Source organism: Elizabethkingia sp. YR214 (assembly GCF_003058195.1).
In the GTDB taxonomy this organism is placed as follows: domain Bacteria; phylum Bacteroidota; class Bacteroidia; order Flavobacteriales; family Weeksellaceae; genus Elizabethkingia.
In genome coordinates, this window is sequence record NZ_QBUH01000003.1 from 456,727 (window position 1) to 471,333 (window position 14,607).

The 14,607-nt window shown below is 36.7% G+C and carries 12 protein-coding genes; 3 read left to right on the forward strand and 9 right to left on the reverse strand.

The window, feature by feature from the left end; translation table 11 throughout:
* The first annotated feature begins 3 nt into the window (after positions 1 to 3).
* Positions 4 to 1,170 carry a Pycsar system effector family protein gene (locus tag C8J95_RS08230; RefSeq protein ID WP_107807918.1) on the forward strand — a complete coding sequence of 389 codons (1,167 nt, stop codon included), beginning with the start codon at positions 4 to 6 and terminating at the stop codon, positions 1,168 to 1,170.
* Here the strand turns inward: C8J95_RS08230 and C8J95_RS08235 are convergent.
* A complete protein-coding gene (locus tag C8J95_RS08235) occupies positions 1,167 to 3,488 on the reverse strand; it encodes a GAF domain-containing protein (protein ID WP_107807919.1) in 2,322 nt (773 codons plus the stop codon). The genes C8J95_RS08230 and C8J95_RS08235 overlap by 4 nt on opposite strands.
* Positions 3,489 to 3,979: 491 nt before the next feature.
* Here C8J95_RS08235 and C8J95_RS08240 point away from each other — a divergent pair, with 491 nt between their 5' ends.
* Both C8J95_RS08240 and endOF3 read left to right on the forward strand, forming a co-directional pair.
* On the forward strand, positions 3,980 to 4,987 hold the full coding sequence (locus C8J95_RS08240) for an endo-beta-N-acetylglucosaminidase family protein (RefSeq protein ID WP_107807920.1): 1,008 nt from the start codon (positions 3,980 to 3,982) through the stop codon (positions 4,985 to 4,987).
* A 117-nt stretch (positions 4,988 to 5,104) separates the two neighbouring features.
* Positions 5,105 to 6,094 carry an endo-beta-N-acetylglucosaminidase F3 gene (gene endOF3, locus C8J95_RS08245; protein ID WP_107807921.1) on the forward strand — a complete coding sequence of 330 codons (990 nt, stop codon included), beginning with the start codon at positions 5,105 to 5,107 and terminating at the stop codon, positions 6,092 to 6,094.
* A 189-nt stretch (positions 6,095 to 6,283) separates the two neighbouring features.
* On the opposite strand, the gene C8J95_RS08250 is transcribed toward endOF3, so the two are convergent.
* The 8 genes from C8J95_RS08250 to C8J95_RS08285 form a co-directional block, all read right to left on the reverse strand.
* The gene (locus tag C8J95_RS08250) at positions 6,284 to 7,663 is read right to left on the reverse strand and encodes an NADH-quinone oxidoreductase subunit N (RefSeq protein WP_107807922.1); all 1,380 of its coding nucleotides are present in this window, start codon (positions 7,661 to 7,663) and stop codon (positions 6,284 to 6,286) included.
* Between the two features lie 11 nt (positions 7,664 to 7,674).
* Positions 7,675 to 9,162, reverse strand: a complete 1,488-nt coding sequence (locus C8J95_RS08255) for a NuoM family protein (protein WP_107807923.1) — start codon at positions 9,160 to 9,162, stop codon at positions 7,675 to 7,677.
* A gap of 1 nt (position 9,163) precedes the next feature.
* Positions 9,164 to 11,062, reverse strand: coding sequence for an NADH-quinone oxidoreductase subunit L (gene nuoL / locus C8J95_RS08260; protein WP_009087748.1), 1,899 nt, complete (start codon positions 11,060 to 11,062; stop codon positions 9,164 to 9,166).
* A gap of 6 nt (positions 11,063 to 11,068) precedes the next feature.
* Complete coding sequence (gene nuoK, locus C8J95_RS08265; protein WP_009087746.1) at positions 11,069 to 11,401, reverse strand: NADH-quinone oxidoreductase subunit NuoK; 333 nt, start codon at positions 11,399 to 11,401, stop codon at positions 11,069 to 11,071.
* 1 nt (position 11,402) lies between these two features.
* Entirely contained in the window at positions 11,403 to 11,897 is a 495-nt protein-coding gene (locus tag C8J95_RS08270) for an NADH-quinone oxidoreductase subunit J (RefSeq protein ID WP_034868780.1), read from the reverse strand.
* The gene (locus tag C8J95_RS08275; protein ID WP_034868781.1) at positions 11,897 to 12,436 is read right to left on the reverse strand and encodes an NADH-quinone oxidoreductase subunit I; all 540 of its coding nucleotides are present in this window, start codon (positions 12,434 to 12,436) and stop codon (positions 11,897 to 11,899) included. Before C8J95_RS08275 ends, C8J95_RS08270 begins: the two co-directional genes overlap by 1 nt.
* Before the next feature lie 121 nt (positions 12,437 to 12,557).
* Entirely contained in the window at positions 12,558 to 13,589 is a 1,032-nt protein-coding gene (nuoH, locus tag C8J95_RS08280; RefSeq protein ID WP_034868783.1) for an NADH-quinone oxidoreductase subunit NuoH, read from the reverse strand.
* Between the two features lie 3 nt (positions 13,590 to 13,592).
* Positions 13,593 to 14,591, reverse strand: coding sequence for a 2Fe-2S iron-sulfur cluster-binding protein (locus tag C8J95_RS08285; RefSeq protein WP_059323516.1), 999 nt, complete (start codon positions 14,589 to 14,591; stop codon positions 13,593 to 13,595).
* Positions 14,592 to 14,607: the final 16 nt, after the last annotated feature.

Sequence of the window (14,607 nt, forward strand, 5' to 3'; positions counted from 1 at the left end):
AAAATGACTCTAGTTCAAAAAGCAGGTTTCTTTATCGAAAACTTATTCAAAGATAAGTTATCTCCGGCATTTCTTTATCATAATTATAAGCATACGCAGGAAGTTGTTGCAAATGCTGAGATTCTTGCGTATGCTGATAATCTGAATGAAGAAGAGAAAGAAATATTGCTGGTTGCATGCTGGTTTCACGACAGTGGCTATACAGAAGATATTATGCTGCATGAAGAAAAAAGTTGTGAGATTGCAGCAAAGTTTTTAAAAGCAGAGGGCGTAAACGAAGACTTTATCCGGAGGGTAAAGGAACTGATTATGTCCACAAAAATCTGTTGTAAACCGGATAACCGAATTGAAAATATTATCCGTGATGCAGACAGTAGTCATTTGGCAAGTGAAGATTATTTCACTTACTCGGATAATCTGAGAAAAGAATGGGAGCAAACGCTGGGGAAAGACTTCAGTAAAAAGAAATGGAATTTAGATAATTTACGTTTTTTCAGGTTTCATCAGTTCAATACAGATTATGCAAAGCAGAATTGGAACCCTATAAAAGAAAAAAACCTTCAGAAGATTGAAAATATGTTACAGGAGCAGGAAAATATAAAGAAAGATAAAAATAAGAAAGAACCTAAAAAGGAAGCTAAAGCAGACAGAAGTATAGATACAATGTTCAGAATTACGCTGAGCAATCATACAAGACTAAGTGATATTGCAGACAGTAAAGCCAATATATTGCTTTCGGTAAATGCTATTATTATTTCTATCGCATTATCTACACTCTTACCCAAGCTGGGATCTGAGAAGAATGAGTATTTGGTGATGCCAACCTTTATTATGCTGCTGTTTAGTGTTATCACAATTATATTTGCTATACTTTCTACAAAGCCTAAGGTTACCAGTGGTGAGTTTACGAAAGAAGATCTGAAAAACAGAAAGGTGAATCTTCTATTCTTTGGTAACTTCTACAAAATGAATCTGGACGACTATACACCGGCAGTACGGGAGATGATGGAGGATCGTGACTATCTGTATGATTCTATGATCAGAGATTTGTATTACCTGGGAGTTGTTCTAAACAGAAAATACAGATTGCTTAGTATTACCTACCAGATCTTTATGGTTGGAATTATTGTTTCTGTTGTCGCTTTTGTTTTTGCCTTTTGGACGAGTTAATCCGGAAGCTGGCAAGTTATTTCTATAGCTTTATTTCTGTTAAGACCTACGCGTAGCGCTTTTAGTCCACTTGCTCCCGGTAGTTCTTCTACTTCCAGTTTTTCAACTTCAGAAGTAAGATAGGCTTTTTCCTGTAGCCTTTGTATATAGGAATAGTATTCCTTTTCATCCTCGTTAGAAGAATATACGATACAGATTTTTCCGGGCTGTGTAATTCTTTCAGTTGTATTTTTAATATAAGCCTTGTCAATACGTTTCTTGATGACCTCGTAACGAGAATTGTATGCGCCGTCTACATCAAAACGTTTTTCGTCCATACGGAAGCGTATGGATAATGACACATTGAATACCAGTATAAGAGAATGTACATCAAGATTATAAGGCAGGCAGGATTTTATGGACTCATGGGATAATTCCATTTCACATAATGTTTCCAGTTGCCAGTATCTTAACTGATGTAAAATTTCTTTAGAGTAATTCTGTGTAGGATTTATGGATTGCCCTACATATATATTGTGCTCTACGCCATCGGTTTTGAAAAGTTCAAAATAATGTGGAAAAATAAGTTGAGCTTCCTGTTCTCTTTTTTCCAGAAGGCTGGCGAAATTTTTATTAACAGTACTAACTGTTTCATCAAAAGCCTTTCTTTTTTTATAAAGAAGTTGTCCGTTTGAATCTAGCAGGCTGAAATAATTTTTTATCTCAGGAGAATTATTTCCTTCCAGTTCAGGATGTACTTTATTGGCCAGAAAACGTATAACTCTCTGTTCTGTATCTGTTTTCATACCTATTTCAACCTCTTCTGTAAGAATTTTCAGTCCAAATAAGATTTTCTCATTGACTGCTTTTTCATCTTTTAGATTTTCATAAATAGAGATTAGTCTGTTCAGTTGCTCCAGAAGATCTTCCTGCTGAGCTTTGTTTCGTATACTGGATGAAGATTTGATGTCTGTTTGTCCGTATAAAGGATAAACATGATCGAAAGATATTTCTTTCAGACTATATTCCTCATTTCGCAAGTTTCCAAAGAACGCATTTTGCGCTTCGTCACGGAATTTCCAGGCAACACTTGGATGAAGGGAAGTATATTCCTGCTGAATAATAGCATCCAGTTTTGTCTGCCATTCATAATGAAATCTACTGATAGAAAATAATAAGAAAGGCGTAATAAAGTCCAGTTTTTTTACTTTCAGACTGTTAAATGCACCTTTAATGCCAGATGACATCTCCAGAATAGCGAGTAGCTGATTGTCCTTTACCACAGGAATCATAATGAAGCTATGTACATTATGTTCTATGAAATAACTGGAGATAAACTGAAATTTCTCCGAATCGGCATATTTATAAACATCAGAAACAACAATAGGTTTGTTGCTTTGTGCCAACGCTTCATAAGCTTCTTTACCAATTGCATCAAAGCCTAGTTTATCATAAAGAAATTCTAAAATAGAGCTGGAGAAAAGAGCGCGATTGTTTTGAAGTTTTTCCAGTCTGTTTTGTTCATGATTAAAGAACATAAACCCGGTGCGAAGATCCGGAATCTCGAAATAAGAACGCAGGATAGGTTCGAAGCTATTGTCCAAGGCTCCTGTTTCAGGATCTATACTCAGCAGATTCGACTTTAACTCGGAAAGAGAGAAATCTGGTGTTACATCTGTCAGACTAATAATGAAGAAACCTTTTAGTATCCAGCTTCCGGGAGGAAATTTGGTTTTCCAGAGATCTATATTTTCATAGTTGTCCAGAAGAAGCTCTATTTCATCATCATTCAGAAAATGTGCTTTTTCTGTAGGAATAGTTTCGGTAAAATCAGCATTTATGGTTAGGCGATAGTGTCTTACAATTCCTTGTTTATCAGGGATATCGAAATACAAAGGAGTCGTAGTTTTTATTTCTTTTTTGAAGTATGTATGAATAATCACAACACAATTCATAATGTAGAAATAATCATCATCTAAATCCCGTATTTTGATTTCGAAACTCTGGCCAGCATCTGACAATAGTTTTTTAAACCTTTCTGTGTAGTTAAATGTAAGATTGAAGAAAGGAATACTAGCTGCTTTTATTTCATTATTGGTTAAAGCAGTCGGGAATAGATCGGCAAGGAGTTGGTGTATAAGTCCTTCGTTATTACGAATAACATCTACATCATCGAAACCTTCTCTGAGTTCAGGAACTTTATCTACTTTATCTAAAAGCGCACGGGCGTATTCGGATCTGTAAGATTCCGGATCCTGATCCCGTATTTTTTCCAGCACCTCAATATACTTATGAAATGCGATACGCAGTATAAAAGGTGATTCTTTCTCCTGAAGCATAGCATGCAAATTTAAACAATAATAGGTAATTTATGAACTAAACGGTTGTTTAAATTCAGGAATTATGTTATAGATAAAAGCATTTGCAATTCGATTACAAGCCCTATAGGTATCAGGGATTTATAAGCTATTTGTCCTTGTTTGAAATCCTGGTAAGCAAGCATAATTAAGGAAAATAATCTGGAATTATAAATCGTCTGGAGAAAAAATAACCAATCTCTGAACTTGTTTTTATATGTTTTTTGGTTTTAATGTTATAAAAATATTTTAAATCGGGTAATATCGTATTGTTTGATAATATTTTGCATCGGTTTTATCTGCCCGGAATCCTTTTAGAAAAATATTTATTATATTAATACTAGGTAAAAAGTCTTTTGTTATGCGGTTTTACGAATGTTTATATTGATTAACAATGAAAAAAAATAAAAAATATTTGTTTTTGATAATTTTTATTTAATTTTATATAAAACTAAATCACAAAAATTAATTAGATGAAAACCGCAAATTTTTCTTTTGCATTATGCCTTTCTGTGGCTATAATGTTATTTATCAAATGTACAAGAAGCGAACAAGATCTGTCAGTAACTAAGGATACCTCTGCGCAGAAATCCGGAGTTACAGTATCAGCACTTAATCTAAGCGATCTTATTGCTTACAAAAACAGTGATCACCAGATTTCGGCTGGTTATTACAGAACATGGAGAGACAGTGCTACAGCAAGTGGCAATCTCCCAAGTATGAGATGGCTGCCGGATAGCCTGGATATGGTAATGGTTTTTCCGGATTATACTCCTCCGACAAATGCATATTGGAATACCTTGAAAACTAATTATGTTCCTTATCTTCATAAACGAGGAACTAAGGTTATTATAACATTAGGAGACCTGAACAGTGCAACAACTACGGGCGGACAAGACTCTATAGGTTATTCTTCATGGGCCAAAGGCATTTATGATAAATGGGTAGGTGAGTATAATCTGGATGGAATCGACATTGATATTGAAAGTAGCCCGAGCGGAGCAACGCTGACTAAATTTGTTGCGGCAACCAAAGCATTGTCTAAATATTTTGGTCCTAAATCAGGTACAGGGAAAACATTTGTATACGATACCAATCAGAATCCTACCAACTTCTTTATTCAGACGGCTTCCCGATACAATTATGTATTCCTTCAGGCATATGGAAGAAGTACAACTAACCTTACAACTGTCTCCGGACTTTATGCACCATATATCAGTATGAAACAGTTTTTACCTGGTTTTTCTTTTTATGAAGAAAATGGATATCCTGGAAATTATTGGAATGATGTAAGGTATCCTCAGAACGGAACAGGCCGTGCATACGATTATGCCCGCTGGCAGCCTGCGACAGGCAAGAAAGGCGGAGTATTCTCTTATGCTATAGAAAGAGACGCACCACTAACGTCTTCTAATGACAACACGCTTCGTGCACCTAACTTCCGAGTGACAAAGGATCTGATAAAAATTATGAATCCTTAATAAGTTTTATATCAACCTTGGACCAATTCCGATTTCAGAAATTTTTGCATTGAAATATTTTCATTGCAGCAAGGGTTGGTTTCTATTATAACACTAATTATTAAATAAAAACAGACTATGAAAAAAATCTTTTTTGCCCAGTGCTCAATACTTTTATTGATGCTGGGATCATGTTCCAAAATGACAGAGGATATAACACCTGAGTCAGTTAATAAAGAAGCATCAGCTAAAAGTACTGCTGCTTTGGCGGGCTCTAATGGTGTATGTATCGCTTATTATATTACTGACGGAAGAAATCCGACATTCAAACTGAAAGATATACCAGATAAAGTAGATATGGTAATACTTTTTGGACTGAAGTATTGGAGCCTGCAGGATACCACCAAATTAGCAGGAGGCACTGGTATGATGGGAAGCTTTAAATCCTATAAAGATCTGGACACTCAGATCCGTTCTCTTCAAAGCAGAGGTATCAAAGTGTTGCAGAATATAGATGATGATGTAAGCTGGCAGTCTTCTAAGCCGGGAGGTTTTGCTTCTGCTGCAGCATATGGAGATGCTATAAAATCTATTGTTATTGACAAGTGGAAGTTGGACGGGATAAGTCTGGATGTTGAACATACTGGGGCAAAGCCTAATCCGATACCAACATTTCCAGGTTATGCAGCAACAGGGTATAACGGTTGGTATTCCGGAAGTATGGCGGCAACACCGGCATTTCTGAATGTAATAAGTGAACTGACTAAATATTTCGGTACTACTGCACCAAATAATAAACAATTACAAATCGCTTCAGGTATCGATGTATATGCATGGAATAAGATTATGGAAAACTTCCGAAATAACTTTAATTACATTCAGCTACAATCTTACGGAGCTAATGTAAGCAGAACACAGCTAATGATGAATTATGCCACCGGTACCAATAAAATTCCGGCTAATAAAATGGTGTTTGGCGCTTATGCTGAAGGTGGAACTAACCAAGCCAATGATGTTGAGGTTGCTAAATGGACACCTACGCAGGGAGCTAAGGGTGGAATGATGATTTATACTTATAATTCTAATGTTAGTTATGCCAATGCTGTAAGAGATGCCGTAAAGAACTAACACCTATAAATAAAACATGGTTAACCAAACAGGTTAACATATAAAGCTAATACAATAATTCGTGAGTTTGTTAATAGAGTAGGGCTTCAGAATTTCTGAAGCCTTACTTGTTTATGATTATTAAGAAGTGACAAATAAAAAGGCTATCTTATTATAAGACAGCCTTTTTATTAGATAAGAATGGATTGATTATCCACCAAACTGTATATTAAAAAGATCAGGATAAACTCCTAATACAATAATTGCAATTGTAATAACTACTGCCAGGATGTTGTAAGTAAGGCTTACTTTTTCACTGGTTTTGAAAGTAGTTTCTTTAAAGAAGAACATCGCAATAATAGGTCTCAGGTAGTAAGCGATACTTAATGCAGAACCCAAGATTGCTACTAATACTAAGAATGCAGCACCATTCATTGCCTGGCTGAATAAACTGAATTTCCCAATGAAACCTGCCGTTAATGGAATACCAGCCATAGATAATAATGAAACTGTAGCTACAATAGCTAATAAAGGTTCTGTTTTAGCAAGACCTTTGAATGCATTGTAAGATACTTCTCTTTTTACTTTTTCTACCCAGATTAGTGTTAAGAAAGCACCAATAGTAGATAGAGAATATGCTAAAAGATAGAAAGCCATTTTCTCTAAAGAGTTTTCATTCATTCCGAAGAATATCAAACCGATATATCCGGCATGCGAAACACTGGAGTAAGCAAGCATTCTCTTCATGTTAGTCTGAGCAAGCCCCATACAGTTAGCCAATAGTAATGTAATGATTACGAAGCTTCCCATAATATTTAACCAGTTACCATACGTTCCTGCGAAACCAATAACCATTAACTTGAATAGCGCTCCGAAAGCCGAAATTTTAACTACGGTTGCCATAAAAGAGGTAATGATAGATGGTGCTCCCTGATATACATCCGGGCTCCACATATGGAATGGTGCTAAAGAAGTTTTAAATGCCATTGCACAAAGCATAAGGATAAAACCTAAAATAAACATTGGATTTTTCCCTGACTGAAGACTGAATTTGTGAATCTCTGTAAGATCAAATGATCCAGTACTTCCGTAGATCATAGCAATACCGAAAAGTAAGAATCCGGTAGCAAATGCTCCTGTTAAGAAATACTTCATAGAAGCTTCAATAGAACGAAGATCTGTTTTATTAGCTCCTGCCATTACATATAATGGGATAGAAAGAATTTCAATTCCTAAGAATAATGTAACAAGGTTTTTGAATCCAAATAATGTAATACCTCCACATAATGATAAAAGCATTAATGCATATAATTCAGACTGGTGACTTCTGTGATTGTTGAATGCAAATCCTCCAAGGAAGAAGATAAGCACCGTGACAACGATAGAAATCTGTGTTAATAGTCTTGCTGGTCCGTCGTACAAGTACATGTTGTCGTACTTCAGGAAAAAACTACAGTCTGGCATATAGCTTACATAGAAAGCTATTAAAAGCCCTAAAATACCAATATATCTTGAGAATTTGCTTTGGTTAAATACCCCGGCAAAAAGCGATAATACTGCTGTTATAAAAATTATAATAAATACCGTCATTTTCCTTTCAATTAATTATTCATTGATTTGAAGATAAACTCCAACGAACTATGTACCATCTCCAGAATACTATTTGGGAAGATCCCGAAAAGTATTACAAATACAACCAGCGAAGCCAGTACAGAGAATTCTACTCCTGAAACATCCTTCATGTTAGCAAGAAGAACCTCGTCTCCTTTACCAAACATTGCTTTTCCGTACATTCTAAGCATGTATACAGCACAAAGTATAACAGTAAGACCTGATATAATAACCGCTGTTGTATTATAATCTGAAATAGACTTTAATAAGATGAATTCACCGATGAAACCATTAGTTAACGGAACTGCCATAGATCCGAATACAATAATCAGGAACAGAACTGCAAACTTAGGCGCTACCTTAGCTAGTCCACCCATTTGTCTGATGTCTCTTGTTTTAAATCTTCTGTATAAGATATCCGCACAGTAAAATAAACCAACGATATTGATACCGTGAGCGAAAGCTTGTATAACAGCACCTTCAGCACCTTCGGTAGTGAAGCGCCCGTTAAGGGTAAGAATTGCAGAAGCAAAAATACCTGCTACGATTAATCCAATGTGAGAAAGAGAAGAATAAGTAATGATTCTTTTGATATCGTTTTTAACAATAGCGATTAATGCACCATAAACGATACCAATAATAGCCAATGTTAATACAATCTGACCTGAAATTCCCAGAATAGCTCCCGGTGCAATCGGAAGAAGATATCTTAAAACTCCGAAGATTGCCATTTTCAGCATGATACCAGACAGAAGCATTGTTCCTTCGGTAGGAGAGTAAGTATAAGTATCCGGCTGCCATGTATGGAACGGGAATACTGGTAATTTTACAGCGAATGCTACAAAAATAAACCAGAAAACTATAGTCTGTTGAGTAACGTTGAGATCTGAGTTATACATATCCAGTAGTGCAAAAGATGCAGAGTGATTGTATACGTAGATAAGACCACCTAACATGAATAACGAACCAATAAATGTATACACGAAGAACTTAGTCGTAAAACGAAGTTTCTGATCTTCCTGACCCCATAGTCCACAAATGAACCAAATCGGGATAAGAGTTACTTCCCAGAAAGCATAGAACATTAAACCATCTAATGAAGTAAATACTCCGATAAGACCAAACTGCATTAATAAGATCAGTCCGTAGAAAGTATTCTTGTATTTTACAGTCTGACTAAAAGAAGACAGTATAATTAATGAGGTTAATATAGTGGTTAATAAAATAAACAGCATGGATAAACCATCAACGCCTAAGTATAAAGAAGTCTTCAGGAATGAAGATTCCGGGGTGTTGATTTGATACTGTAAGTTCTGGCTGTCTATGGTTGCCGCAAAGTCTAGTCCTGAAAGCATATAGAATGACAAAGCCATTTCTAAAAATGCTAGTACTAAAGCTATGTACTTAGCGCTTGGACTTTTCCATGCAAAAACCAGAGCAGATCCAATAACTGGTATTAGTAATAGTGCTAATAACATCTTATGAATTCAATAAAAAGTTAACAATTAATATAATCCCTACGGCCAATGACATAATCAGCACATAAGTTTCTACATTTCCATTCTGAAGGCGCTTGAAAGATTTTCCAGAATCTTCAGCTCCGTTTGCAACAAAGTTTACAATACGATCGAGTACAGCTTTATCAAACATTGATGCTGCTTTACCCATTCCTTCAATAGGCTTTACAATCATTGCATTATAAATCTCATCAATTTTTAACTTCTGAGCAGAAAGTCTTTCCCATCCAACATATTTGCTGTCTGGTAATGCCATTTTCTTTTTGTTTACATAAGTATTTCTTACAATAAACCATACAATAAAGAACATGGCAACAGTAATGGCTAATAAAATCCATTCTGTAGCTACGCTTACTTCCGGTAATTCGATCGGAGAGATGATTACTTTGTTTAGCCAGTGTGCCAGTTTTTGAGAATGATCATGGGAAACAAAGTGCGGAAGGTTGAAGAAACCTCCAACAACTGAAAGAATAGCCAGTACAATTAGTGGTAAAGTCATATTCAGCGGACTTTCATGTAAATGATGTTCTTGTTCTTTTGATCCTCTGAACTCTCCAAAGAAAGTAAGGTATAAAAGACGGAACATATAGATAGCAGTCATGGCAGCACTTACAAAAGTAAAGAACCATACTACAGGGTTTTTAGCAAATGCAGTTACAAGGATTTCATCTTTAGAAATCATCCCCGATAAGAAAGGGAAACCTGTAATAGCAAGGGTACCGATAAGGAATGTCCAGTAAGTTACCGGGATTTTCTTTCTCAGACCACCCATGTGTCTCATATCCTGCTCTCCGCTCATTGCGTGGATTACAGAACCTGATCCTAAGAATAATAAAGCTTTAAAGAAAGCGTGTGTCATCAGGTGGAACATTGCTGTTGTATAAGATCCTGCACCTAAAGCGATGAACATAAAACCTAACTGAGATACAGTAGAGTATGCCAATACCTTTTTGATGTCGTTCTGTCTTAGTGCAATGAACGATGCAACTAAAGAAGTTGCTAAACCGATGTACATAATGAACTCCATTGTACTAGGCGCCAACGTATATAAGAAGTTAGAACGTACAACCAAGTAGATACCAGCTGTAACCATTGTTGCAGCGTGGATTAGTGCAGATACCGGTGTTGGACCTGCCATTGCATCCGGTAACCATGTGAATAACGGAATCTGTGCAGATTTACCCATTGCTCCAATAAACAGAGATACAGTGATGAAAAGAATAATACCACCATTGTATTCGAACTTAGAAGCATTCTGAGCAACTGTCAGATAATCGATTGCGTTAAGCTGGTAAGCGATAGCGAAGATACCGATTAGTAAACCAAGGTCACCAATACGGTTCATAATGAAAGCTTTTCTTGCAGCTTTCCCATATTCTACGTTATCATACCAGAAACCGATTAGTAAATAAGAACAAACTCCTACACCTTCCCATCCTATGAAAAGGATTAGGTAGTTACTTCCCATTACTAATAAAAGCATGGAGAAGATAAACAGGTTAAGGTAAGTGAAGAATTTGTAGAAACCTGCATCATGGCTCATATAGCCAATAGAGTACAGGTGTATTAAAGAACCAATTCCGGTGATGATTAATACCATCATCAATGATAATTGGTCTATTTGTAATGAAAAGTTAATTGGAACTCCGTCAATCTGAAACCACTTGAACAAACGTACAATAGTAACAGAAGAGTCCGCAGTATAATCGGAGAAAATTGAAGCAGCCAGAACAAACGAAACAAAAACAACAAGAGTTGCTAGTCCGCCCACTACTACTTTAGGCAAATGCTTTCCGAATAAGCCGTTAATCAGAAATCCTATTAACGGTAAAATAAGTATAGCTATAATCAAATTATCCATCAGCAATTATCCTTTTAATTTGTTAAATACACTTACATCCACAGAACGGGTGTTTCTGTACATCATCGTTAAGATTGCCAATCCTACAGCAACTTCGGCTGCGGCAACCACCATGATGAAGAATACCAATACCTGAGCATGCCCATCTCCTTTGTATGCTGAAAAAGCAGCTAACAGTAGGTTTACAGAGTTCAGCATTAGCTCAACACATCCAAGAATAATAATCGCATTTTTACGGATTAATACTCCTAAAACACCTAAACTGAACAACAGACTGCATAGAATAATATAATGTTCTATCGGAACAGCCTGTAACATCGAATTAGTTACTTCTCCCATTTTATATATCTTTTTTACCGATTAATACTGCACTGATAATTGCGGTAAGAATTAATACACTCGCAAGCTCAAATGGCAATACATACTCGTTAAACAATAATTTCCCTAGGTTTTTGGTAAGACCTACACCATTGTCGGAAACAGCTACTTTTGCAGTTCCCTGGATACCTCTGTAGGCTCCTAATAATCCTGTTAATAATATTCCTGCGGAAATAATCCCGATGAATTTCATATAGTTCTTCTTACTGGACTCGTCTTTTGCGTTCAGATTCAGCATCATCAGAATGTATAAGAAAAGTACCATGATGGCACCTGCATATACAATGATCTGTACAATCCCTAAAAACTGAGCATTCAGCAAAATATACATTCCTGCAATAGAGAAGAACGTAATAACAAGAGATAAGATGCTATATAACGGGTTCCTTGCAAAAACCATATAAACAGCGCTGGCTAACGCTAACAGTGCTACAAAATAAAAAATATACTGCTCCATTATTCCGGTTGGTTATAAGATTTCTTTTGACGATCAGAAATATCGATACGGTTGTTCATATCTTCTACCAGTTTGTCCTTTCCGTATACAAAAGAACCTCTGTTAGTTTCTACATCTACCAATCTGTCTGTTAAATAAATTGCTGATTTTGGACATGCATCTTCACACAATCCACAGAAAATACATCTCAGCATATTGATTTCATATACTGAAGCATATTTTTCCTCACGGTATAGATGCTTTTCCTCTTTTGTTCTTTCTGCAGCAGTCATTGTAATGGCTTCTGCAGGGCAAGCTACAGCACAAAGACCGCAGGCCGTACAACGTTCTCTACCCTCATCGTCTCTTTTCAGGACATGCTGACCACGCCATACTTTTGCAAAAATCCTTCTTTCTTCAGGATAGCTGAAAGTATTATTTTTCTGGAAAGCGTGCTTCAGCGTAATCCCCATACCTTTGAAAATGGCAGGCAGATAACTTCTTTCGGCTAAAGTCATCTCTTTATTGGAGACTACTTTTGATCTGTTCGTTAGTTTCATCTTATTGTAATTATCAGATGTCGGAGGTTAGTTTTCAGAGTTCAGAGCTTAGCCTTCTTTCTTCCAATTTATTTCCTTCACCACTAATTCAAAATTTAATAATTCAAAATCCAAAATTGTTTTATACAAACAATAATATTGCACCAGTTACCAATAAGTTAATTAGCGCTAACGGGATGAAAGATTTCCATCCTAAGTGCATTAACTGGTCGTAACGGAATCTTGGTAAAGTCCATCTTATCCACATAAAAATGAATACAAATAAGAAAGCTTTAGCTAAAAAGGCTACGATACTGATAATTCCAGCAGCATTTTCTCCCCAGTTTTCACCAACCCACTGAATTCCAGGATAGTTGTAACCACCAAAGAAAAGGGTAGTGATAAGTGCTGAAGAAATAAACATATTAACATATTCCGCAAAAAGGAATAATCCAAATTTCATAGAAGAGTATTCAGTGTGGAATCCATTAACAAGTTCAGATTCACATTCTGCTAAGTCAAAAGGTGCACGGTTACATTCTGCAAGGGAGCAAACAAAGAAAATAATGAATGCTACAGGTTGAAGAACGATATTCCACTTCATACCGCCCCATCCGGCTTGGTTTTCTGTAATAACACGAAGATCCAGAGATCCGTTCATTAATACTATAGAAAGAAGTGAAAGACCCATTGCCAATTCGTAAGAAATCATCTGTGAAGATGCTCTTACTGCAGAGATCAATGAAAATTTGTTATTGGAAGCCCATCCACCAATCATAATTGCATAAACACTAGTAGAAGCCATACCGATAAGGAAAAGAACTCCAACATCGATATTTGCTACCTGCACAGGCAAAGATTCACCACCAATGTTTAATGATTTTCCCCAAGGGATAACCGCTCCCGTAATCAGGGATATAAACATCAGAAGGCCTGGTGCCAGGATGAATAAAAATTTCTCGGCATTTTTCGGCATAAACTCTTCCTTGAAGAAAAGCTTACCACCATCTGCCAATGGCTGCAAAAGACCAAATGGTCCCGCACGGTTAGGCCCGATTCTGTCCTGCATAATAGCAGCAACTTTACGCTCTGCCCATGTTGAGTAAGCAGCAACTGCGATGCATAACACAAACAGAATAACGATAAGTATTGTTGTAAAAAGAATATTTGTCATGGTCTATTTTTCGTGTTTGCTATCTATTTCTATTACGGTTTCAGAATCAATGCGCTTATATGAATCTTGCAATGTTCCGTACTTGTTCGTTGAAATTACAGAATGACGGTCGATATGTCTTGGTCCTTCTATAGTCCAGTCTTTCGTATCTTTTCTTTCGAAACGACAGTCGTTACAGATAAATTCTTCTACTTCTCCGTAGATATCTTTTCTTGCTGTAACACGAAGAATCTCGTCTCCCTTCATCCAAAGAACAGCTTTTCCACTGCATTTCTCGCACTTACAAGTTGCATTTACCGGCTTGGTATACCATACACGGCTTGCGAAACGGAATGTTCTGTCTGTTAAAGCTCCTACAGGACATACATCGATAACGTTTCCGATAAAGTCATTATCCAAAGCTTTGTTCAGGTAAGTAGAAATTTCAGCATGGTCTCCTCTGAACAGGATTCCGTGTTCTCTTTCCGGAGTTAACTGATCAGCTAACAGAACGCAGCGTGCACAAAGGATGCAGCGGTTCATATTCAGCTTTATATATGGTCCGATATCATCGGCGTCAAAAGTTCTTCTTTCAAACTCAGTACGAGTTTCCTGAAGACCATTTTCGTAACTTAAATCCTGTAAATGACATTCACCTGCCTGATCACAGATAGGACAGTCTAATGGGTGATTTACCAATAAAAATTCGGTTACAGCATGTCTTGCTTCCTGTGTTTTAGGAGATTCAAGATTCTTCACTTCCATACCATCCATTACAGTTGTACGGCAGCTTGCTACTAGCTTAGGCATCGGTCTTGGATCTGCTTCAGAACCTTTAGATACCTCTACAAGACAAGTTCTGCAACGTCCACCACTTTTTTCCAGTTTGCTGTAATAGCACATTGCTGGCGGGACAGACTTTCCTCCGATTTGTCTGGCTGCTTCCAAAATAGTAGTGCCCGGAGCAACCTCAGTCGTTTGTCCGTCGATGGTTATTTTGAATTTTTTTATTTCTTCGCTCATATTATATGCTTTAAGC

Coding starts and splice junctions, on each gene's coding strand:
- C8J95_RS08275 (WP_034868781.1), bottom strand. CDS start 12,436: ATGAAACTAACGAACAGATCAAAAGTAGTCTCCAATAAAGAGATGACT.
- C8J95_RS08235 (WP_107807919.1), bottom strand. CDS start 3,488: ATGCTTCAGGAGAAAGAATCACCTTTTATACTGCGTATCGCATTTCAT.
- nuoK (WP_009087746.1), bottom strand. CDS start 11,401: ATGGGAGAAGTAACTAATTCGATGTTACAGGCTGTTCCGATAGAACAT.
- C8J95_RS08230 (WP_107807918.1), top strand. CDS start 4: ATGACTCTAGTTCAAAAAGCAGGTTTCTTTATCGAAAACTTATTCAAA.
- C8J95_RS08240 (WP_107807920.1), top strand. CDS start 3,980: ATGAAAACCGCAAATTTTTCTTTTGCATTATGCCTTTCTGTGGCTATA.
- C8J95_RS08285 (WP_059323516.1), bottom strand. CDS start 14,591: ATGAGCGAAGAAATAAAAAAATTCAAAATAACCATCGACGGACAAACG.
- C8J95_RS08255 (WP_107807923.1), bottom strand. CDS start 9,162: ATGTTATTAGCACTATTACTAATACCAGTTATTGGATCTGCTCTGGTT.
- nuoL (WP_009087748.1), bottom strand. CDS start 11,062: ATGGATAATTTGATTATAGCTATACTTATTTTACCGTTAATAGGATTT.
- C8J95_RS08250 (WP_107807922.1), bottom strand. CDS start 7,663: ATGACGGTATTTATTATAATTTTTATAACAGCAGTATTATCGCTTTTT.
- C8J95_RS08270 (WP_034868780.1), bottom strand. CDS start 11,897: ATGGAGCAGTATATTTTTTATTTTGTAGCACTGTTAGCGTTAGCCAGC.
- nuoH (WP_034868783.1), bottom strand. CDS start 13,589: ATGACAAATATTCTTTTTACAACAATACTTATCGTTATTCTGTTTGTG.
- endOF3 (WP_107807921.1), top strand. CDS start 5,105: ATGAAAAAAATCTTTTTTGCCCAGTGCTCAATACTTTTATTGATGCTG.